Source organism: Sulfurirhabdus autotrophica (assembly GCF_004346685.1).
Lineage (GTDB): Bacteria > Pseudomonadota > Gammaproteobacteria > Burkholderiales > SMCO01 > Sulfurirhabdus > Sulfurirhabdus autotrophica.
This window is the reverse complement of the sequence record NZ_SMCO01000015.1, coordinates 1-22,474: the sequence shown is the minus strand read 5'-3', so window position 1 is coordinate 22,474 and position 22,474 is coordinate 1. Positions and strand designations below refer to the sequence as shown.

The window sequence follows — 22,474 nt, the reverse complement described above, 5'->3', positions numbered from 1 at the left end:
AGGTAGATAATTCAGCTAATTTATAATCATATAATAATATATTTCTCTAAAAACCTAATGTTCCATCCCTAATAGAACATTTCTCAGCTTGAGGAGACATAGCTGAAAAACATAACTTACATTTCATTGGCAGGGTTTTTTGCCACTACTATTTCCTTTGCCGCCCCTCCTATAGAGACTGGCGCCATGATCGAAGGTAGGGTAAGCGAGCATGTGAATCGTGTTTCCAACATTCCTGCGTTGGCGTCAAAACCCGTTACTATCATTCTTGAAACAGATACTCTGCTTGCGACTGATGTAGAAGCGCAAGGTGGAGTGGTACGCTATAATCAAGGACGATTACATGAGATTTCCATCCCGGCCGGCAAGTTAACTAAACTACTCTCGCGTCTCCCATCAACAACCTTGGCTCGATTTCCCTACCATCACGAAGCGGTTTCCGTCACTGGACAAGGCGTAGCTAAAACGGGTGCAGCTGATATGCAAGCTATTGGCAATTCGGGCGCGGGGATTAAAATTGGCATCATTGACCTTGGATTTGCCAGTTTATCCACCGCTCAGGCTTCAGGGGACTTACCCTCCAATTTAAGTATTATTGACTATACAGGTACAGGAACAGGAGGAATTGATCACGGTACAAATGTGGCTGAGATCGTCCACGAGATGGCACCTGGTGCTTCCCTCTATCTTGCAAAAATCAGTACTGAAGTTCAGCTTTCTCAAGCTTTAAATGACATGGCAGCTGCTGGCGTACGAGTTATTAACCATTCTGTTGCTTGGTTTGGTGCGGCATTTTATGACGGCACTGGTTCTATTTGCACCACAGCCAATAGCGCTGATAGCAAAGGAATTCAGTGGGTAAATGCCATGGGAAATGCTCGCGCCGCACATTATCTTGGCACCTTTACTGACATAAACAACGACTTACGGCATGAGTTTTCAACAGGTCAAAACTTCAACACAATTATCCTTTCTGCCGGATTCCCAGTATCGCTGATACTTAACTGGGATGCATACCCATCAACAAAAGTGGATTACAATCTTTACCTTTATAATGGGAATCCGGATAATGGCGGCACGTTAGTCGCTTCTTCTCAAAATAAGCAATCAGGGAGCGGTCCATCCTATTTCCCCTATCCATATGAGTCTATAGATTACACGCCGCCTTCAAACGGGACATACTATATCGTTGTAAAAAAAGTAAGTTCATCAACTACGAATTTGCCTCTAACGCTATTTTCTACAGGTCCAGAATTAGGTAAATTCACGCCAGCCAGCAGCCTTCTACAACCAGCTGACTGCGCTAATGTGTTAGGCGTTGGGGCTGTAGACCTTAACGACTCAGTTGAATATTTCAGCTCAGAAGGCCCCACAACCAATGGCAATCCAAAACCTGAAATATCCGCACCTAACAGGGTACAGACATCTCTTACAAGTTCTTTTGCTGGCACTTCTGCAGCCTCACCCCACGTAGCTGGGGCCGCAGCTCTACTGCTGGCCAAAAACCCCAACATGACCCCACCCCAGTTGAGAGCAACAATTCAAGCTGCCGTTAAAGATATCAGCACTGCTGGCTTTGATTTCCGAACAGGGTTTGGGCGGATTAGTCTTGACGCTGACGGCGATGGACTCAATCATGATGACGAGTTATTTTATGGTACTTCCCCGATTAACGCAGACACCGATGGAGATGGCTTATCTGATTGGGCAGAGATATTCACTTATGGCACTAATCCTACTGTTTCAAACAAGGGTGATATTTCGCCAAAAGGTGCACCTGACGGCAAAGTAAATATCTCTGACTTGCTAATATTAACTCGTTTCGTAGAAGGGCTGGACACACCTACAATAAGAGAGAAATTACTAGCTGATATGAACAATGATGGAGTGTTGGACATAAGGGATGTTTTACTCATGCGGCGATTGCTAGGATTTTAAAGAGAAATTTATGAAATATTTGACCCAATTACTTGGGGTATTTGCTTTGTGTGCCTCTACTTTTTTTGTCGGCTGCACAAGCCTTAATACTTTTCCGGGAATAGCACGGCCTGGAGACACTATATCCCTAATGATTGGCGGGTCTGAAAATGCACGCAAAGACAATGTCAGCGTCTCTTTTAAAGATGCTAACGGTCAGAACTGGGATTTAAAAGCTCTGGGTCTAGTTCGGTCTGTATTTAATCTCCGTACAGATGGCCGTGCATATGGACAGCACTATTCATCTTATTTAGATAGTTATGTCTCTTGGATTTTTGGTCATGAACCCCTACAAACCATGTTAGTAACTGACTTACCATTGGGGGTAGCTTCGGGGCAAGGCAGCTTAACGGTTGCACTTAATGGTATTAGCGATAATAGCTCTGGGGCAAGCAACCCTTTCAACGTTGGGTTGGAAATTATTTCTGGCAATGGAAACTCCGATCAATTCAAGCACCAAGTCAGTAGTGGTAGTGTTTCCGCTGACTTTAGCAAACTAGAACCCGCACCAAACGCAAAAGTGAAATTCAGCGGCACCACTCTTATTGGGGCCGTTTCGATGATAATTGACTTCGACAAAACCATCTTAAATCCAAACGACCTTAATATTTATGTGCCTGAATCTGAAGTGCGAAAAAGCTCGACCACACCAGACGCTTTTGGTAAAACTCAACGAATGGTTTACTGGCATCAAGATGGACAAAAGCTTTACGTTGATATCATCGCACCTCAAGGGATTGACCCACGCTACCTACAGTTTTTTATAGTACACCCCCGCGGTCTTTCCGGTTCGCCAGCTTTCAGCATCATAAGCGCTCAAGTTTACGATATAAGCGGCAACACTATCACGCTGCAACCGACTTTAACTTACTTTCCTTAACTCACATACCTATACGCTAAAATATCAATTTATTTGCAAAGAGATCGGTTGAAAGCAACTCATTTAGACACGGTGGTTGCGTACAACCCTTCTACCTTCAAATTAAGCAGACTTCCCTTGCGTGCACGTTTGCCTATTTCAAATAATGGCGCTTCCTCAATCGACCTACCTCTCCTGACACCTTTTGCAGTAAGTAAATCTTCAAAAACACAAACCAGCTTTAAAGATTCCTGATTACTCAAACCCATCAATATCACACCTCTGCCTTTAGGTATTTCTTTGACTTCACCTAACGGGAACACAAGCAACTTATCACTGCTGGATACGCAAGCTACATAACGCTGTAATTCAAGAGATCCACTTGGTAGCAATACTGGGGGTAAAACTTTCTCACCTTCCTCAAGTGTCATGAGCAGTTTTCCCGCTTTCTGGCGCGTGAGCATTTCGGATATTTTGGTGACGAAACCATAACCGCCAGAATTTGATAGCAATACTCTGTCTTCTGGTTGGCCGGTCATGATGCTGACGATACTGGTGCCTGCCTGTATGCCAACCACCGAAGGAGCTGGCACACCATCCCCTTTTCCACCGGGGATTTGTGACGCGATCAGCGTGAAGGAACGACCATCTGAGCTAAGCAGAATGAGCGAATCTGGTGATCGACACTCTATTGAGGCGAAGAGTTTATCGCCCTCTTTGAAGGATAATGTGGCAATATCTATGCCGTGCCCCTGACGTTGTCTTAGCCAGCCTTTTTCGGAGAGGATAATTGTGACTGGCTCGTCCAAAACTGCGGCTTCGGATAACGAGGCGCGCTTTTCTGTCTGAATCAATGTGCGCCGATCATCGCCAAATTTCTTGGTATCTTCACGGATTTCTTTAGCTACCAGAGTTCTCATTTTAGCTGGACTGGCTAGTATGGCTTCCAGCTTTGTACGTTCTTTCATCAGTTCGGCTATTTCTTGCTCGATCTTGATGCCTTCCAGTCTCGATAACTGGCGCAGGCGTATTTCAAGGATGTCATCGGCTTGCCTGTCAGAAAGCGCGAATCGCTCTATCAGGGCTGACTTTGGCTCATCGGACTGACGAATTATCCGGATCACTTCATCAATATTCAGGAAGACAATGTGTCTACCTTCCAAAATATGGATACGGTCATTGACTTTCCCTAATCTGAATTTCAGACGTTTTTCAACCGTAGCCACCCTGAACTGGCACCACTCAGTAAGAATCGTGAACAACGATTTCTGCATCGGGTTGCCGTCTAGTCCCACCTGAACCAAGTTGAAGGAAACGGTGGTTTCCAGACTGGTATAAGCTAGCAATGTACGTGCGAATTCGTCTCGGTCGATTCGAGAGCTTTTGGGTCCGAACACGATACGGACTGATTGTTCTTTGTCTGATTCATCACGAGCAGTATCGAGCAAGGACAACAACAAGGTTTTTGTCTGTGTTTGCCCTTGATCAATGGTTTTTTTCCCCATTTTTGGCTGGGGATTGGTGAGGGTTTCAATTTCCGACAGCACCTTGGCAGCAGAAGCCCCAGGGGGTAGCTCTGTTATGACCATCTGCCATTGTCCGCGAGCCATTTCTTCGAAAATGTAGCGCGCTCTGACTGCAATCGATCCGCGACCTGAGGTATAAGCGTTACGAATATCCTGATCGCTGGAGAGAATCTGACCACCACCCGGGAAATCCGGCCCTGGAATCATATCGAGCATCTGGGCTTCGGTAAACGAAGGAGTTTCGACCATCTGGGCAGCCACTTCGCAGACTTCTCGTAGATTGTGTGACGGAACTTCAGTGGCGATACCCACGCCAATGCCAGACGCGCCGTTCAGTAACAGGAAAGGCAAACGAGCCGGCAATACGGTTGGTTCCTGGAATGAGCCATCGTAATTCTGCCGAAAACTGACTGTCCCCTGATCCAGCTCAGAGAGCAATAGTTCAGCTATCGGTGTCAGACGAATTTCAGTGTAACGCATGGCAGCGGCAGAATCGCCGTCCAAGCTACCAAAGTTTCCCTGACCATCGATCAATGGATAGCGAAGCGAGAAATCTTGTGCCATACGTACTGCAGCTTCATATACGGCACTGTCACCATGTGGGTGGTATTTACCAATTACATCACCGACGATACGCGCTGACTTTTTATGGGGTTTGTCCCACTCGTTGCCCATTTCGCGCATAGCGAAGAGTATGCGTCGTTGTACCGGCTTTTGTCCGTCGCGCACATCTGGGATCGCACGAGATTTAGATACGGCCATAGCATAAGCGAGATATGCTGATTTGGCATAGGCTGCCAGTTCTTCATCCGGTTCTTCGCCGTTTGGTTCATCTGTAATTATGGGCGGCACAGGTGGCTGCGCAGGTTCTTCCAGAGCGACATCTGAATGGGCATCAGGCAGGCCTTCCGGTTCTGCGAATAGATCCGGGGTATTGTTATCGATTGAATCCTTCATTTTATTACTCATAATCTTTAGTCTATACATGTGGGAATGGGTTTTGAGGAGAATCCCCCTGTCCCTGCCCTCTCCCACAAGGGGCGAGGGAACCTTCTGTTATCTTATGTCATTACTTGAGCTTATCGACTGACAGTGTTTCAGCTAAAAATATTGATGCGCCTATTAAAAACAGCATCACTCATCAGCTTCAACCAAATGGCCTGCTTCCTCCATCCACGCTCTACGTGATGCAGCCTCGGATTTTGCCATCAGTTTATTAAATACTTCACGGACGTAGCCAGTAAAATCGTCGGTACGCAGTGTCAATAAATGCCTCGCATCGGGGTTAAGGGTGGTTTCCCATAACTGCACCGGATTCATTTCACCCAATCCTTTAAAGCGCGATACTTGCCACGATCCATCCCGTACTTTTTCCAATCGCAATCTGTCCAGCGTAACTTCCAGTTCACCATCGTCCAGGCAATAAAACTTACGTGCCGGTTTATTCTTGCCTTGGGCTGGCACATCTACGCGATACAACGGTGGCTGAGCGACACATACCCTGCCTGCGCGTATCAATGCTGGAAAATGACGGTAAAACAGCGTGAGCAACAACACCTGTATATGGCTTCCATCCACGTCAGCATCCGCCAGAATAATCACGCGGGCGTATCGTAAATTGGACATATCCGGCGTATCGTCAGGCGAATGAGGATCAACCCCCAGTGCTACAGCGATATTATGGATTTCATTGTTAGCAAAAATACGGTCTGCTTCATGCTCCCAAGTATTCAGCACCTTGCCACGCAATGGCAGAATAGCCTGTGTGTCTTTATTGCGACCTTGCTTGGCAGAGCCGCCAGCTGAGTCACCCTCGACCAGAAAGAGTTCGCGTTCTTCCAGGTTATCTGACTGGCAATCCGCCAATTTACCTGGTAGCACTGCCACGCCGGATGACTTGCGTTTTTCGATTTTCTGACCTGCACGTTGTCTTACCTGAGCGGCCTTGATTGCGAAATCGGCAATCTTTTTTGCCTGTTCCTGATGTTCATTGAGCCACAACTCTAAAGGATCGCGCACCATAGCCGTCACTAAACGCAATGCATCTCTCGAAGACAACCTATCTTTGGTCTGCCCCTGAAATTGAGGGTCCAGCATTTTGGTCGACAGTACAAAAGAAACGCGACTGAACACATCATCAGCCGTGAGTTTCACTCCTTTGGGTAGCAAGCTGTGATGATCAATATAGCTCTTGACGGCGTTGTATATGCCGTCGCGCAAGCCTGATTCGTGGGTACCACCTGATGGGGTATGGATCAGATTAACGTAGGATTCGCGCACGATTGAGCCTTCGTCCGTCCACGCTACGGCCCACTCAGCACCTTCGCCTTCGGCAAACGTTTCATGGGATGCTGGCGCATATTTGGATAATTTCCAGAAAAGGCCGTCTATCAGATATTCAGATAATTGCGACTTGAGATAGTCTGAAAGGCCGTCCTGATAGATCCACTCTTTCTCTTCTTTAAGCTGCCCATCTTTACCTTCGATGGCCAATTTAACGAGTACGCCCGGTAGCAGAACGGCTTTAGCTTTCAGCACACGTTCTAATTGCGATGGGGGAATTTCTCCGCTATCGAAATACTGGGCATCTGGCCAAACGCGTACGGATGTACCGGAGGCGCGCTTTGCTGCAGTGCGGAGCATGGCAAGCGGCTCAACCACATCCCCACCGGCAAAAGCCATGCGGTGCACACCACCATCACGAGTGACTTCCACTTCAAGGCGATGAGACAAGGCATTGGTTACAGAAACACCGACGCCATGCAACCCACCAGAAAACTGATAAGCCCCCCCTGCCTTTTTATCAAATTTTCCACCTGCGTGTAATCGGGTAAACACCACCTCAACGGTTGGCACCCCCTCTTCATGATGAATCCCAACCGGGATACCGCGACCATCATCCGATACAGAAACCGAATTATCTGCGTGTAAACGGACGGCAATTACTTTAGCAAAGCCGGCTAAGGCTTCATCGGCAGAATTATCAACAACTTCGGTAATGATATGCAGCGGGTTGTCCGTGCGTGTATACATTCCAGGTCGCTGTTTTACCGGCTCTAAACCACGTAAAACGCGGATTGAAGAATCTGAATATGACTTACTCATTAATACTCGTTTGCATTTGTTGCGATTATAGTTGGGCTTATTTTAACCCACGCGATTAAATTTTGATTCACTCCTCGGCAAATTTAACACGAGAACTCGCAAATCAAAACCTCCAAGTCCAAATTTAAATTAATTCAGTTACTGTTTTCGTTGGGAACACTATGAAGGCAATAGTGTTCGCTAACTATCACCTTCATCACCACGGATTATTATGGCCAGTCACTAAACGGGAATGGTTTTACTTCTGAGTTGAAAGTCTGAAAATCAACGAGTTGTTGTATATAGACACTCAAGCTACGCCCAAAAACAAGTAATCGGGTATTGGGCTCATTGCCTGCCAGCACACATACAAACTGAAACACAGCAACCACGAACAAGACAGTACCCGCAAGGCTAAATAAAATACCCAATACAATCATGCCCAACCCACGTCCCCAGATACTGCTCTCTGGTTTTTTATCATATTGCGACATCCATACCCTCCTTTAATAATGCTGTTGTTGAATATTCAATATAATTGCATTTTGACTTGTGATTAGAATATGGATCCTTGCGTTCAAATAACAGACACATTGATTTTTTATATTAGCTAGACTAGACTAAGTCCTATATAATTTAGGAGAAAATTATGCATTCGGTAAATATGTTGCAAGCAAAATCCACCTTGTCTCGCCTAGTTGAAGCAATTGAGCAAGGAAATGAACGTGAAATCGTTATCGCCAGAAACGGTCGTCCGGCAGCAAAGTTGGTGCCAATAGATACTGCTCTACCCGGTCTGCGAATTGGGATAGCCAAGGGTACATTTGATATTCCTGCGGATATTGATGCAAGCAATGACGAAGTAGCGAAACTTTTTCTTGGTGGTACAGCAACTTGAATATTTTGCTAGATACTCACGTGGCTTTGTGGGCCATCACAGACAATCCAAATTTATCTGACAAAGCACGAAAATTAATTCTGGCTGCGCGCAATACAATCTGGATAAGTTCTGTCAGCATATGGGAAATCTCCATCAAACATAGCTTGGGACGACGCGATATGCCTGTTTCTGGCAGAGATGCGTTAGATTACTTCTCACAGGCAGGGTACCGATTTCTTCCAATTGAGCCGGAGCATGCTGTAGCAATAGAGGAACTCCCTGGTCATCACCAGGATCCTTTTGACCGACTTTTAGTGGCCCAAGCACTTGTCGAGCCAATGCGACTTATCACCCACGATGACACTGTTGCTCGCTATAGCGACACTATTATTCATATTTAACTCTCCTTGAAGCGAGAAAAAAAGTCCTATGAAATCAAAAAATTCCGGATCAGGTGGACTAGTTTATTCAACAGAACATGGAAAGATGTGTCCAGTCTGTAGCCAACCTGTTGCCGACTGTATTTGCAAGCAACATAAATCACCCGTAGATACCGACGGAATTGTTCGGGTAAGCCTTGAAACGAAGGGGCGGAAAGGCAAAGGCGTTACTGTCATAACTGGATTGCCACTCGCATTACCTGAACTAACTGAACTCAGCAAACAACTTAAAAAAAAATGTGGAACCGGTGGCACTGTTAAAGAAGGTGTTATTGAAATACAAGGTGATCACTGCTTAAACTTGATAGAAGAATTAAAAAAACAAGGATGGACGGTTAAAAAGTAAAAAATACAACTCAATAATATAACCACTCGGTTCACGATTTTAAATTCAACGTCAGCAATATCCAGAAACGCCCCATTCCATAAAAATTCACAGCTCACCTCCAAACTTCAGAATATTTCATTCAAGAATGTCTTGCTTCAGTCGATAAATAAAGGTTAGCAATAAATTTTACCCATTACTAATATTCAATTAAATGAGCATGCTTTATGCATTTCTTAAAGCAGTCCCTCAGAATTTAGTTGACTAGTGACTGATAATATTATAAAAAATCATATTATGAATCAAAATTCCGCCCTATTACTGGAAAGACTTGAGGTAACGAATCTCCCTTCGTTGCCTCATGTTTTATTGAAATTGCTGGAAGCATGCAACCGAGATAATTCATCTTTCAGGACGTTGGCGGAAATCATCAATAAAGATACAGCGCTAAGCTCTAAGGTGCTTGGCGCAGCTAATTCGGCCTATTATCTCAGACCGCATAAAATTACTGTATTTGAACAAAAGCTCATATTGCTTGGTCTGGATGCAATTAAGTCCATCGCAATCAGTTCATCTGTGCTGCAAGTTTTCAGCAATATTACCTTTAGCTCCGAATTCGCACTTAAGCGCTTTTGGTATAACTCACTGACTTCAGCCACTTTAGCCAAGCTGATTGCTCACAAAGTCAATTTCCCCTACCCTGATGAAGCCTATCTTTCAGGCCTGTTATTAGACATTGGACAGTTGGTGCTTTGGAGCAACTTTCCTAAACAATATGCTTCTCTGCTTGGTTCATCTGAAAATGAAACAGAATTTAGTTTATTAGAAACCAAGCAACTGGGAATTACCCATTACGAAGTGGGTTCATGGCTTATCAACAGCTGGAATCTGAGCTCTTTTATGTCAGATGCCGTTTTATATCATCATGAACCACAAGAAAGAATTCAAGATGCGCACCCGTTGATCAAAATCACACGGCTGGCACACGTTTTAACTTCTGATGAATTTGATCAGGAATATCGAGTGTCACTCGCCGAATCGCTACTTGGGATAGATGCAAAAGACGTTGTAAGCATGTTACAAACAGCTACTGAACAAGTAGCCATTATTGCTCAGTCCCTTGATATTGACATCAATACCAATACTGAAGAAGAACCGCTTCAGGAGGCTCTGCCCGCAGCGGAAGCGTCAGAACGTAGAAAGTTTCGAGCGGCAGCTGTCACTACTTCTAAAGAACCCAAAATTACAAAATCTGAAGTTGATAATCAGAAACGACTGCAGTTAGCGCGGGAAGTGAGGGACATTAGTCTTATAGAAGGAACCAGCCTGAATTGCGGAATTGCTACGCAAGAAAGCACTCTGGTTTCTATCCAACGCAGTTTTTATATCCTGTTTGGCCTGCAAAATGCGATGTTTTTCCTCTATGACCAGGAATACGACATCATCTATGGCAACAATATGGGTGGCCAAAGCGAACTGATTAATGAATTGGTTATGCCGCTTGAAAAAGGCAAGAATATGCTTGCCGATGCGCTTTTAAGCAAGTCACCGCAAAACTCTTTCAGTTATCAGGATGAGGGGAACCTCTCATTAATTGATGAGCAAATTGTTCGACTGTCTGGAGCAGAGGGGATTTTCTGTATACCCATGACTTCAAGGCAGACTCAGGCAGGGGTCGCTATTTTTGGTATTCACAAATCGCAGCTTCCCCGATTGGAAAAACAGACCAAGCTTCTTACCGCTTTCGCCCAACAAGCTACCCATTCTCTGGCGGCTTGCCATGCACGTGACGAACAAACCAAACTCATCGAGCTTGAAACGCTGACTGCAACGCGTGCCAAAGCAAGGCAGATTGTTCACGAAGCAAACAATCCCTTAAGCATCATGAAAAACTACATTAAAGCGCTGGGTGTAAAACTGGATAAAGCGGACCCCGCGCAAGAAGATTTGCTTATACTAAACGAAGAGATCGACCGGGTTGCCAAAATCATCCGTCAACTGACCGAATCAACTGATGCTGCGATCAACCTGACTGAGTTAAATATCAACGGCATCATCCTTGATCTGATCAGAATAATGCAGGAATCACTTTTCGAACCGAATCAAGTCAAAGTAGAGTCAAATCTTGACTCATCTCTGCCACACATCATGACTGACAAGAACAAGTTCAAACAAGTTCTGATCAATCTTATCAAAAACGCAGTAGAGGCAATGAGCAGAGGCGGACAACTGTTCATCTCAAGCCGTAACAATGTGGTTAAAAATAAATTTAATTATTGTGAAATCATTATCAAGGATAATGGGCCTGGTATTCCGCAGGAAATCCTTGACCACCTGTTTGAGCCTGTTTCTACAACCAAGGGGAAAGGCCATGCCGGCTTGGGGCTCACGATTACTAAAAGCATCATAGATGAACTGGATTGTAAAATTAGCTGTAAAAGTGATATAAAATCAGGTACAACTTTCACCATACTAATACCAATAAATTAAAATAATTATAAAAACAGTTTTTGCGGAGTAGTAATACCAATTTTAAGTGTATTACTTTGTAATAAAGCACATTGCGAACGGGCAATAAAGCCTGCTCGCAGGGAGGATGGGAAAAATGACGGAAGTTATCAATTTCAGGAGCGCTACTGGTACGCCTGAAATTTTGATTGTGGATGATGAGCCACGACTACTAAACAGTTTGAAGTCGCTCTTAACCTCAATGGGGTACTCGGTAACGAGTGCCAATGGGGGACAGGAAGCAATCGAACTCCTGAAGTTCGCTCAATTTGATCTGGTCCTGCTCGACTTGTTTATGCCCGAGGTAACCGGCCATGATGTAATGGATTTTATCATCGAGAGCCTGATCGACATTTCCATCATTGTCGTCAGTGGCGACACATCCATCGACTCGGCAATCAGCGCTTTGCATCGTGGTGCTTATAGTTTCCTCAGAAAACCTTACGAACCTGACGAACTACTCAAAACAGTTGATAACGCGTTAAAGAAAAGACAGTTGGAACAGGAAAACGAAAATCTGGTCCAACAACTGGAACAATCAGAACGCTGGTACCGTTATCTTGTAGACAATTCCCCGGACATTATTTACACATTGGATTCCGAAGGTCGCTTTAATTTTCTGAACGACCGTGCTGAAGCACTTTTAGGGTATCCAACCGAACAGTTAATCGGCCAGCATTATTCTCATATCGTATACCACGAAGACCTGGAAACCGCCAATTACACACTGAACGAAAAAAGGACGGAGGAGCGCGCTACACGCAATACGGAAATCCGTGTCAAATGCCTTAATGAGTTCAAAGACGATAGTGAAGAAATCAAATTACTTACCCTCGAATTCAGCTCTTTTGGTATTTACGAACAAGACAAGCTTGGCGGAACACAACGTTATGTAGGCACATACGGAGTTGCAAAAGATGTCAGTCCGCGCAAAAAAGCGGAACAAATGATTAACTACCAGGCCTATCATGACCTTTTGACCGGACTGGCCAACCGCATGATGTTTAAAGACCATATGGAACTAGCTATGGCGCAAGCCAAGCGCAATAACCATATGTTTGCAGTCATGTTCCTGGATCTGGATCGGTTCAAGGTTGTGAATGACACACTTGGGCATGGAATTGGTGATCTGTTACTGGTTGAAGTGGCTTCGCGGCTCAAACAATGTCTGAGAGAAGGCGACACCCTTGCCAGACTGGGTGGCGATGAGTTCACTATTTTATTGCCACAGATTAAAGACAGGGAAGACGCCGAATCTGCTGCCAGCAAAATTGTCGATTCCCTTGCGCTCCCTTTTGAAATTGAAAACCATGAAGTTTACGCTTCAATCAGTGTGGGAATTTCTATCTATCCTACGGACGGGGAATCCATTGATACACTGATCAAAAATGCTGACATTGCGATGTATGACAGCAAAGGCAAAGGACGAAACCGCTTCCAGTTCTATGCCAAGGAAATGAACGTTTCATTTGCTGAAAAGCTCTCATTGGAAAATCTGCTGCGAAAGGCTTTGGAAAGAAACGAATTTATCGTTTACTACCAGCCTCAGGTGCTGACCCATGCCAACACCATCACTGGAATGGAAGCACTGATAAGATGGCGTTCCCCTTTGCATGGTATGCTTTCCCCTGATGATTTCATTCCTATTGCCGAAGAAACCGGGTTAATTGTACCCATTGGCGAGTTTGTGCTGCGCAGTGCTTGCAAGCAAGCAAAAATCTGGGAAAAAATGAATTTGCACCCGCTAAGAGTTGCTGTCAATATTTCCAGCCAGCAAATCGAACAACCGAATTTTGTTGATTATATTTCGGAGTTACTGCAAGAGTTTGACTTACCTGGTCATGTTCTTGAACTTGAGATTACTGAAGGCACCATTCTGCGAGATATCAATATGACCAACGATAAGTTGGTAAAGTTATCTAAACTTGGCGTCAGAATCGCTCTGGATGACTTTGGGACGGGTTATTCATCACTGGGATATATCAAGAAATTCCCTATTAATACCATCAAGATTGACCGTTGCTTTGTGCATGATCTGCCTGGAAATCCCAATAACTCTTCGATTGTTACTGCATTGTGCTCAATGGCCGACGGTCTGAAACTTGAATTGATTGCAGAAGGGGTTGAAAAAGAAGAGCAGATGAACTTTCTGAGAACACTCAAATGCGGTGAGATACAAGGCTTTTTATTCAGCAAACCGTTACCTGTTGAAGAAGCCACAAAACTGCTGGTAAACGAGCGATCAACGCATGGCGCAGCGCCTAAACAGCAAATCTTATCGCTTTAGCCCGCACATTAAACTCATTTCAGTTTATCTAACCTTCTAGCCAAACTGGCTACTGCACTGAAAGCCCCGGGCTTTCAGTTATTGCTCTTGTTCGAGCAATGCAGGTTCCAAATCAGCCTCTCGACCATTCTTCACCAGGAAGGCAAATGCTGCCATAATCGCATTACCCACCTGATGGGGTGAGCACTGGTAAAAATACGCCCACGCATCACTTCGCTTTTCATTGTATATCTCTGTATCTGTCGGATGCATGTCAAGCCAGGTTAACCTAACTGCATATCCAATCAACACATCCAGCACAATATAATCATCCAAATGTATTTCCGGATTAGCCTTGATAATGGTTGTCAGTGCAGATAGCGCTTCCATGGTGAGATGACGGTAATCTGGAGCCGCAATATTGTTTAGCAGATGATCCACCAGAAATGCAAAATTACGCTCCCCTGCTGTCATCTGACCATGAATCACCTCGCTATCCAGGCAATTACCGGGGTTAAACCTGTCCCCAATGATGATCCCTTTGCAATGCTCAAGTGCGTTCCAGATATCTTCAAACAATTCTTCTCGTACTCGCGTCATCACGCCGTGTGACTCTCGCCAGGCACGCCAGGCCTGAGTATCAGAACACTCTAAAGGGTCATCTTCAGCATCAAATCGCACCCAGGCAAGACTACCCGGCTCACCATGAACATTAAGGGATTCTACTTTAGCCAATGCTTTGACCATGTCCTGATAACTTCTGAGTACTTCACGCAAGTTTTCCAGCAAAGAATGCGGACTCAGCCCTACCAAATAATCGAATGCAGCATGCTGTGGCACTGCGTGCTGCATAGCAAGCTGCCCGGTTATCAGTTGTAACAAATGACCTGGGCGCAAGGTACGCATACCCTCAAACAAGTAAGCTTCGGACTTGATCAGCATGGCAAGATACAAAATCACTTCCTGATTCAAAATGCGCTCACGCTCATCATCTCCGCAAGATAACGCAATTTTCTCCAAAATGTCCGCATTGCACTCGGGCTTTGAAATAAGTGTGTTGCTGCTATAGGACCGACCCACAGCCAGCTGTTTTTGTCGTACGACAATAATCACAACGGCATCTTCCAGAGTCGCATCATGCAAGCCCAGCAAACCTGCCGCTTGACGAATGACAGCCCATATATCCGTTTCACCAGCCAGCTCATAAATTTCAGCAACAAACTGACGAATGGTGCATGGACTATCAGAAGAGCCGATTTCGGCATCAGGCCCCAGTTCTTTCCACAACAAACTCAGCAATGCAATTTGTTCATGTAAATTACGGCTCGCCCACAAACGGACAATCACGTCTTTTGTCACAAATTCTTCTTGCCATCCCGGTAATTCAAGTACACTCAGCACCCGGCACAGTTCCGGATCATGACGTACCAGACTGCATCGGGGTAACTCAGGGGTGATGGCAGCAGGTGAAAAAGCAAATTCAGGCACATAATCTATTCTCTCTTTTCCCGCCACTTTGGCCAGATCAGTCAATGCCCCTACACGCACTGCCACACCATTACACATTCCGGTTTGCATTTCACGCATGCAATTTATTAATCTGTCCGCCGACTCGTCGGTGAGCATGGATTCATCAATCAACAATACGATAAGCGGGTTCCCGGCACTATCCCAGTGCCGGGCAAGATAAGCCAATTCACCCGTAAATCGCTCAACCATAAGACGATCATCAAGGGTTAAATAAAAATTACGTTTATCCATGAATTGTGGCAGAAAAACGACTTTTTCCCCACGTAACATGTATACATGGCTTGTTGTTAAACCGCGAGGTCTGCGCATAGGTCGGCCTGTAAGGCCTAACTTTGCATTCTTACCCACATGTAAAAAAGCGCTGGCCAGATCTTCAGCTTGCCTTACCTTAAATGGCGCCACCTCATCCAAAGTTTGAGTTTGGATACCCTGAGATTGGAGCTGAGACTTCACCTTCTCATTTTCAGCCATTGGTGCGACAAGCACTCTTACCTGGCGATTGTATCCAAGGCGGCTTCGGCGGTTGAGTGGGTCAATATCCGACAGAGTAAGCAATCCATCCTGAATCAATGCTCCAAGCCAGTACAAACTCTGAGCCCAAACCAGTGGAACATTATCATTAGGCACCCGCTCCTGACTTTGCGGCTGCTCTCTTTCTGCTTCTACCTTGTCAGCTGGCACATAATAAAGTTCCGGCAATAGTCGCTGCCCGTTCTGTTCAACAAAAAGCGTCTCCAGTTTGACGCTGTACTCTTTGACCTGGTCTTCATCACCACGAAACAGCCCATCCAGCACCAGATAAGAAAAAAACAACGGCCATTCAGACTCAATGTGCTCAAATTGCTTCAGTTCGGATGGTTCATAATGCAGCCGGCTGGCATCTTCCAGCATGGTTTGGTGGCCATCCAGCATAAAACGCTTGCAGCCGTAGCGCCCCCCCAGTTTACTCAGGATGACATCGCGAGTACGTTTAACTAATTTCGCATCTTCCATCGCAAAGGCTGGATATCCGATGATGCTTAGCAGCGCCGCATCGGTTTCCTTGGAATTGGACTCCCTTGGAAGCAAGAACCACAAGGTAACGCGCGCCCTTGCTATTTCATCAGGCACCACATGAATAACCGAGGCCTGTCCACCCTCCACACCAAATACGTTAAACCCATTCAGCGCTTCCAGGGCGGCTTTGGCCATCCCTACCGAACTCGCATTAAGCTCAGCGATACCGTGGTTGATTTTGTTGCCCCGCTCCCAGATTCCATAATCAGGGGTACGATAGGCGCGACCAATGTAATAAACAAGATTCTGGATGAAGTTGACTTCATCCATCGTGAAAATAATACGCAGACCGGATGCGGTCATTTGTGCCAGCATCAACAGGTATAGTGAAGTTGCATCTACCTGCAGATGCCCCCACTCCTGATCGCCCACAACCGGATCTCCCGTTTGGGTATCATATTTCGCATGAAGTGCATCAACGGTATGTTGCGAGTGTTTGAAGCGTTCAACCTTGTCTGCCTGCTTCATCATGGAAACAAGCAACCCCCTCATCAGCTTAACAACGCTCTGCTGCAAGTGGTATCCCTTGCCATCATCGTGGTCCAATTGACGGTACGCGAGTGCCAGGCCCCATACAGCGAGAATACTATAGACATTGTCACGTACCCAGGCATCCGTATAATCACCATGGGCAGTGATTGCGGTACTTGCAGGAAGTAAACCGCTTATGGGGTTTTGTCGAGACAGAATAACCGAATCAATCTGCTCAAAATACTGTTCGAGCAGAACCTTTCGCTTATAACGCTCAGCGTCATAAGATTCACCACCTTCTTTTTCTAAAGTGAAATTATTGAAAGCCATAGAAGTACCATACTTTTTTGAAATTTTTCATTGTATGCTCTGCCCTCAATAGTAGAACCGAAACCAGCCTACTGCGCCTGACGTCCCTGAACGGCAGAAAGCGAGTGCATTAACTGGTTTATATTGCTTATTTGAAGTGGGTCTGTACTTGCCACTTGTGATTGTTCACCCTCTAACGCAGTGCTGATAAAATCTATTACTGATGAAGTACCTATGGAAACAATAGTAGCCAGTAAAAATACCAGCACGCTACGTGTAAACCCCTTATTAACTCCTTGCGTATCCAGATAGCGCCTGAGATAAAAAGCAGCCACAAAAAAAGCAATCGTTGAGAGGACAAGACTAAGTATCATCGTGGATTCCCCTCTGAAAAAATAAAATCTTTACTCATTATCTTCCGCCAATAAGCAGCAGTCAGTTATGATCATACCCCCGGCATGTCTTGAGAACAACTACTCAAACACACATTATTCCAGTCTTTAATGCCTCAACAACCTCATTGAGGTAAAATGTGAGAATCTTGGTTGATGACCATTGCTTGACGGTTGTACAGCTTAATGTATCTGGAATATTGTGCATGTTACGAATAACAGAAGTTAAACTCCCCCTTGAACACCCTGAATCCGATATCAAGGATGCCATACTTACGCGGCTATGTATCCCGGCAGATCAACTTATCAGCTTCACTATTACCAGACGCGGTTTCGATGCCCGTAAATTATCCAATATCACATTCATCTATACCCTGGATGTTGAAGTTAAAGATGAACAAGCCATACTCAAACGACTTAAAAGTGACAAACACCTCTCGCTAACACCTGATACCCAATACCAGTTTGTCACTCAGGCACCTGCGCAATTAACCACGCGCCCAGTGGTTATTGGCATGGGTCCGGCGGGAATTTTTGCCGGCCTTATTCTTGCACAAATGGGTTTTCGCCCGATCATTCTGGAACGGGGAAAAGCAGTACGGGAACGCACTAAAGATACATTCGCTCTATGGCGGCAGGGCGTACTTAATCCGGAATCAAACGTGCAATTTGGTGAAGGTGGTGCGGGTACTTTTTCCGATGGCAAGCTACACAGCCAGATCAAAGATCCGAAACATTACGGCAAGAAAGTGCTGACCGAATTTGTCAAAGCTGGCGCTCCACCAGAAATTCTATATGTCAGCAAACCACATATCGGAACATTCAGATTAGTCGGTGTTGTAGAGAAAATGCGAGCTACCATTGAAGCATTGGGAGGTGAAATTCACTTCCAAAGCAGAGTCGATAATATTGATATCAACAATGGGCAGGTCAGCGGGGTTGTGTTATCCAGCGGCAAACGCATTGCCACGAATAATATTATCCTTGCCATTGGCCACAGCGCACGTGATACATTTCAAATGCTCTATGATCAAGGGGTGTATATCGAAGCCAAACCTTTTTCTATCGGTTTCCGCGTCGAACACCCTCAATCCCTGATAGATCATTGCCGTTTTGGCAAATATGCGGGCAATCCTTTGCTGGGTGCTGCAGATTATAAACTCGTGCATCATTGCAAAAATGGCCGCTCTGTTTACAGCTTCTGCATGTGCCCCGGTGGCACTGTGGTGGCCGCTGCTTCTGAACCAGGTCGCGTTGTCACAAATGGCATGAGCCAGTACTCACGTAATGAGCGTAACGCAAACAGCGGTATCGTAGTGGGTATCACCCCTGAAGATTATCCCGGCGACCCGTTATCCGGAATGGCTTTCCAGCGAAAATGGGAAGAGCGTGCTTTTGAATTGGGCGGAAGAAACTACCAGGCACCCGGCCAGCTTGTAGGTGACTTTATTGCCGGAAAACCCTCAACAGCATTTGGTTCAGTCCAGCCATCGTATACACCTGGCGTGCACCTGGGAGACCTCAGTACAGCACTACCAGATTTTGCGATAGAAGCCATCAGGGAAGCATTACCCGCCTTTGAAAAACAAATCAAGGGATTTGCCATGCACGACGCTGTGCTGACCGGCGTTGAAACCCGAACTTCTTCACCTATCCGCATCAAACGCAATGATGATTTTCAAAGTATAAACACCCAAGGCCTTTTCCCTACTGGAGAAGGGGCGGGATATGCAGGCGGAATTCTTTCAGCTGCAGTAGATGGTATCAAGGTAGCTGAAGCACTGGCACTCAACATCATGCATCAGATTGGGCCAAAGTAGACAATCTGCATTGATCATCAGTTATTAATTTCGACCTTAACCATGGCAAGTACTTACCAAGCAATGTGCCCATAATTGTCAGCTTAATACGATTTTGGTAAGTATCGCTACATACCTGCTTACCCAACTTTTCACGAAATGCTATACGCCTGCTGGAAAATATCCCTTTATATAAAAGCTGGCACGTTCTGTGCAACTCACTAGATAAAGTAAGTATTCAGGAGTAGCACGAAATGCAAAGCTCTAAACATGACCAAACTAGCCAGACCAGCACTTCTATTGCCATTGCAGCCGGTCGACTGATGCCGCTTTCCATGCCAGGGTTAGAACAGCTCGACAAATCAGAAAAAATACTATCCACCCAACTGATCAAACTCAAATTACCATGCAGTAGCGATCAATGTCAGACGGCGACGCTGCTGATAAAACAAGCCTATGTATGGGGCAATTCGACGGTAACCAATTTTAATCGTCACCCTAACAAAATTACGTTTTCCATGTTTTTTGGTGAAACTGCCATCGGCACTATCACGCTTAGCATCGACTCTCCTGCCGGGCTGGCTGCTGATGTCTTATATAAAAGGGAGATGGACCTGCTTCGTCAGCGGGGACATCGTGTATGTGAATTCACACAGATTGCTCTGGATCAGAATATCCGTTCAAAACGCGTGCTATCTTCACTATTCCATATAGCCTATCTTTACGCCACCCGCATTCACGGATGTACCGATATACTTGTTGAAACCAGTAACCGCCGTCAATTATTCTTTCACAATGCATTTGGATTTGAGTTGTTTGGCAAAGAGAAGGATTCAAATAGAGCAATGCCTACCGTATTACTTCGACTGACCAAAGACCATGTTGAGAAGAGCCTGAATCAACCGACAGCTTTGGTGATTGACGATATACCTAAACAGCTATACACATATTTTTTTGACAAATCGAGTGTTGCAGATCTTCTTGAAAAACTTGTAGAAGCCCCAACAAAGAAGGGAAATCAGGACGAGATATAACTTGTAGCTTAACTATGTATTATTGAAATAAAAAAGGGACAGCGTAGCGTCCCTTTTTTATTTTAAATTTGCAGCAGTAATTTAAGCTGCAATGCGTCGCTTAAATTCACCTGTTTCAGTTTCGATTTCGATCTTGTCACCAATTTCACAGAAAGCGGCAACAGGCAGTTCAAAACCGGTAGCCAATTTGGCTGGCTTCATGACCTTGCCGGATGTATCACCACGAACAGCTGGTTCTGTGTAGATAATTTCACGTACAACATATTTCGGCAATTCAACTGAAATTGGTTTGTCGTTGTAGAAAACCACACCACAAGGTAAACCATCTTCCAGATAGTTGAGTGCATCTACCATGTTGTCTTCTTCAACTTCGTACTGGTTATACTCATCATCCACAAATACGTACAAAGGTTCTGCATAGTAAGAGTAGGTTACTTCCTTGCGTTCAAGCACAACCAGTTCGAATTTCTCATCTGCATTATAGATATTCTCGCTTGGTGAACCTGTAAGCAGATTCTTGAGTTTCATTTTCACCACGGATGAATTGCGTCCGGATTTACTGAAATCGGCCTTTTGAACAACCATTGCGTCATTGCCAATCATAATGACGTTACCTGAACGAATTTCCTTAGCTGTTTTCATATGTACACTGCGCCCTACTGAAAGCGGGTTATAAAACCCGAAATTATAACTTACTTTTGCAAAATTGCACTAAATTTAATGCCAAATCTCCGTTTTCTGCCAAACAGTTAGCCCACTGCCCTGCATGAGCCTCAAACAGCGCTTTGTGCTGCCAGAAAGCATGCCATAAATCACCTGCCCCTGCTGCTCGGTTCCATGCCTCCCAAAACCGCCTTAAATCTGTTGCAGTTTCCTGAGGCAGATTTTTTGAATAGACAGAAAGAAATGCCATAAGTTTCTTCATATGTGCATTTTCATCCTGAGGATAAATATGCCAGACAAACGGTTTGGCTGCCCATTGCGCACGTACGAATGAGTCTTCACCCCGAACAAAGTTACAATCGCAAGCCCAGAGCAATTCGTCATAGCGAGCCTGTTCAACGAAAGGAAGCACTTGCACAGTCAGATTACCGCTTTTTTTGGCAGCTCCCGTCTGTAATGCGTTAAGACCAAAATAACGAGTGACATCGCTTAGTATCTTGCCTTCCGGAACCAGGCAAAATACAGATTGCGACCCATTGGCCCAGGTATCAAACAAACTGGCTAGAGCGCTATTCTCATAACCAAAGAGTGAAACCCTGATTTCATCAGTACATCGAGGGGAAACGTCCAAAGATTCCCAGAATCTGGACTGCGCCAAGCTATCTTGCTGAAACTGATTACGCCTGGAAATCAAGCCTTGTTCTAGCAATACCCCCCCTGTTTTAGCATTAAAGCCGGGGAAAAAGAAATACTTCACCAAAGGCAGTCGGGGATGTTGCGAAGGTAAACCATGACAGCCTGCAACCCAGTCTTCCGCGCTCAGATACTCAAGATTAATCCAGACAGGCTTGGTTTCAAGCCCGGCCATATTCTGGATATAACTTTCTGGCAACTTGCAGGCAAAGGCCTCAATCACCACATTCGCCGGATTCACATCAGGAAAAGAGACAACCCAGTGACAAACCTCAATACCCTTGAAAAACTGGATATCTGCAAACGGATCAATGCCCGGACATATTTTTGCGAGACTCCCCAAATCATCCACCCACAGGCGTACTTGCAATTGGTGCTCCAAAGATAATTGCCTAGCCAGTCGCCAGCAGACACCAATATCGCCATAGTTATCAATGACGTTACAAAAAATATCCCATGATTTACCAGAACTCACTAACGCTATCCCTTGGCCGAAATACCCGCAAACTTCGAAAGCGCTGGATTTACGTCAGCGCTGAAAAATATGGTGCTAAAATTAACTTGTTTTCGCGGATTCAAGTTTGAAGTGCAAGGCCTGTTGATTCGAAGAATACCTGATTGGGCGTTTGATATCCAAGTCGTTTTCTGGGGCGATTGTTCAA

General features: G+C 45.2%; 16 protein-coding genes. 9 read left to right on the top strand and 7 right to left on the bottom strand.

Going from position 1 to position 22,474, the window contains the following annotated elements:
* Positions 1 to 126: 126 nt before the first annotated feature.
* A complete protein-coding gene (locus EDC63_RS13425) occupies positions 127 to 1,938 on the top strand; it encodes a S8 family serine peptidase (protein ID WP_124947187.1) in 1,812 nt (603 codons plus the stop codon).
* 10 nt (positions 1,939 to 1,948) lie between these two features.
* The gene (locus tag EDC63_RS13420) at positions 1,949 to 2,857 is read left to right on the top strand and encodes a hypothetical protein (RefSeq protein ID WP_124947186.1); all 909 of its coding nucleotides are present in this window, start codon (positions 1,949 to 1,951) and stop codon (positions 2,855 to 2,857) included.
* Between the two features lie 59 nt (positions 2,858 to 2,916).
* Here the strand turns inward: EDC63_RS13420 and parC are convergent, their stop codons facing one another.
* The 3 genes from parC to EDC63_RS13405 form a co-directional block, all read right to left on the bottom strand.
* Positions 2,917 to 5,319, bottom strand: a complete 2,403-nt coding sequence (gene parC, locus EDC63_RS13415) for a DNA topoisomerase IV subunit A (RefSeq protein ID WP_132920940.1) — start codon at positions 5,317 to 5,319, stop codon at positions 2,917 to 2,919.
* Positions 5,320 to 5,496: 177 nt separating this feature from the next.
* The gene (gene parE / locus EDC63_RS13410; RefSeq protein WP_124947185.1) at positions 5,497 to 7,467 is read right to left on the bottom strand and encodes a DNA topoisomerase IV subunit B; all 1,971 of its coding nucleotides are present in this window, start codon (positions 7,465 to 7,467) and stop codon (positions 5,497 to 5,499) included.
* 209 nt (positions 7,468 to 7,676) lie between these two features.
* A complete protein-coding gene (locus EDC63_RS13405) occupies positions 7,677 to 7,940 on the bottom strand; it encodes a DUF4389 domain-containing protein (RefSeq protein WP_124947184.1) in 264 nt (87 codons plus the stop codon).
* A 155-nt stretch (positions 7,941 to 8,095) separates the two neighbouring features.
* Here EDC63_RS13405 and EDC63_RS13400 point away from each other — a divergent pair, with 155 nt between their 5' ends.
* The 5 genes from EDC63_RS13400 (at position 8,096) to EDC63_RS13380 (ending at position 13,886) form a co-directional block, all read left to right on the top strand.
* Entirely contained in the window at positions 8,096 to 8,344 is a 249-nt protein-coding gene (locus EDC63_RS13400; RefSeq protein WP_124947183.1) for a type II toxin-antitoxin system Phd/YefM family antitoxin, read from the top strand.
* Positions 8,341 to 8,727 (top strand): type II toxin-antitoxin system VapC family toxin, encoded by a 387-nt coding sequence (locus EDC63_RS13395; RefSeq protein WP_124947182.1) that lies wholly within the window; start codon positions 8,341 to 8,343, stop codon positions 8,725 to 8,727. Before EDC63_RS13400 ends, EDC63_RS13395 begins: the two co-directional genes overlap by 4 nt.
* A 28-nt stretch (positions 8,728 to 8,755) precedes the next feature.
* Positions 8,756 to 9,112 (top strand): translation initiation factor Sui1, encoded by a 357-nt coding sequence (locus EDC63_RS13390; RefSeq protein ID WP_124947181.1) that lies wholly within the window; start codon positions 8,756 to 8,758, stop codon positions 9,110 to 9,112.
* Between the two features lie 276 nt (positions 9,113 to 9,388).
* Complete coding sequence (locus tag EDC63_RS13385) at positions 9,389 to 11,581, top strand: HDOD domain-containing protein (RefSeq protein WP_124947180.1); 2,193 nt, start codon at positions 9,389 to 9,391, stop codon at positions 11,579 to 11,581.
* 115 nt (positions 11,582 to 11,696) lie between these two features.
* Positions 11,697 to 13,886: an EAL domain-containing protein gene (locus EDC63_RS13380; protein ID WP_124947179.1), complete on the top strand. Its 2,190-nt coding sequence runs from the start codon at positions 11,697 to 11,699 to the stop codon at positions 13,884 to 13,886.
* Positions 13,887 to 13,964: 78 nt separating this feature from the next.
* Here EDC63_RS13380 and EDC63_RS13375 read toward each other — a convergent pair whose 3' ends face one another.
* Both EDC63_RS13375 and EDC63_RS13370 read right to left on the bottom strand, forming a co-directional pair.
* A complete protein-coding gene (locus EDC63_RS13375) occupies positions 13,965 to 17,252 on the bottom strand; it encodes a glycoside hydrolase family 15 protein (RefSeq protein WP_124947178.1) in 3,288 nt (1,095 codons plus the stop codon).
* A 68-nt stretch (positions 17,253 to 17,320) separates the two neighbouring features.
* On the bottom strand, positions 17,321 to 17,605 hold the full coding sequence (locus tag EDC63_RS13370) for a hypothetical protein (RefSeq protein WP_124947177.1): 285 nt from the start codon (positions 17,603 to 17,605) through the stop codon (positions 17,321 to 17,323).
* A 224-nt stretch (positions 17,606 to 17,829) separates the two neighbouring features.
* On the opposite strand from EDC63_RS13370, the gene EDC63_RS13365 reads away from it, so the two are divergent.
* Together EDC63_RS13365 and EDC63_RS13360 are read left to right on the top strand one after the other, a co-directional pair.
* Complete coding sequence (locus EDC63_RS13365; protein ID WP_124947176.1) at positions 17,830 to 19,443, top strand: NAD(P)/FAD-dependent oxidoreductase; 1,614 nt, start codon at positions 17,830 to 17,832, stop codon at positions 19,441 to 19,443.
* A 233-nt stretch (positions 19,444 to 19,676) separates the two neighbouring features.
* The gene (locus EDC63_RS13360) at positions 19,677 to 20,456 is read left to right on the top strand and encodes an N-acyl amino acid synthase FeeM domain-containing protein (RefSeq protein ID WP_124947175.1); all 780 of its coding nucleotides are present in this window, start codon (positions 19,677 to 19,679) and stop codon (positions 20,454 to 20,456) included.
* A gap of 81 nt (positions 20,457 to 20,537) precedes the next feature.
* On the opposite strand, the gene efp is transcribed toward EDC63_RS13360, so the two are convergent.
* On the bottom strand, positions 20,538 to 21,098 hold the full coding sequence (gene efp / locus EDC63_RS13355; RefSeq protein ID WP_124947174.1) for an elongation factor P: 561 nt from the start codon (positions 21,096 to 21,098) through the stop codon (positions 20,538 to 20,540).
* Between the two features lie 43 nt (positions 21,099 to 21,141).
* On the bottom strand, positions 21,142 to 22,287 hold the full coding sequence (earP, locus tag EDC63_RS13350) for an elongation factor P maturation arginine rhamnosyltransferase EarP (RefSeq protein ID WP_124947173.1): 1,146 nt from the start codon (positions 22,285 to 22,287) through the stop codon (positions 21,142 to 21,144).
* Between the last annotated feature and the right edge of the window lie 187 nt (positions 22,288 to 22,474).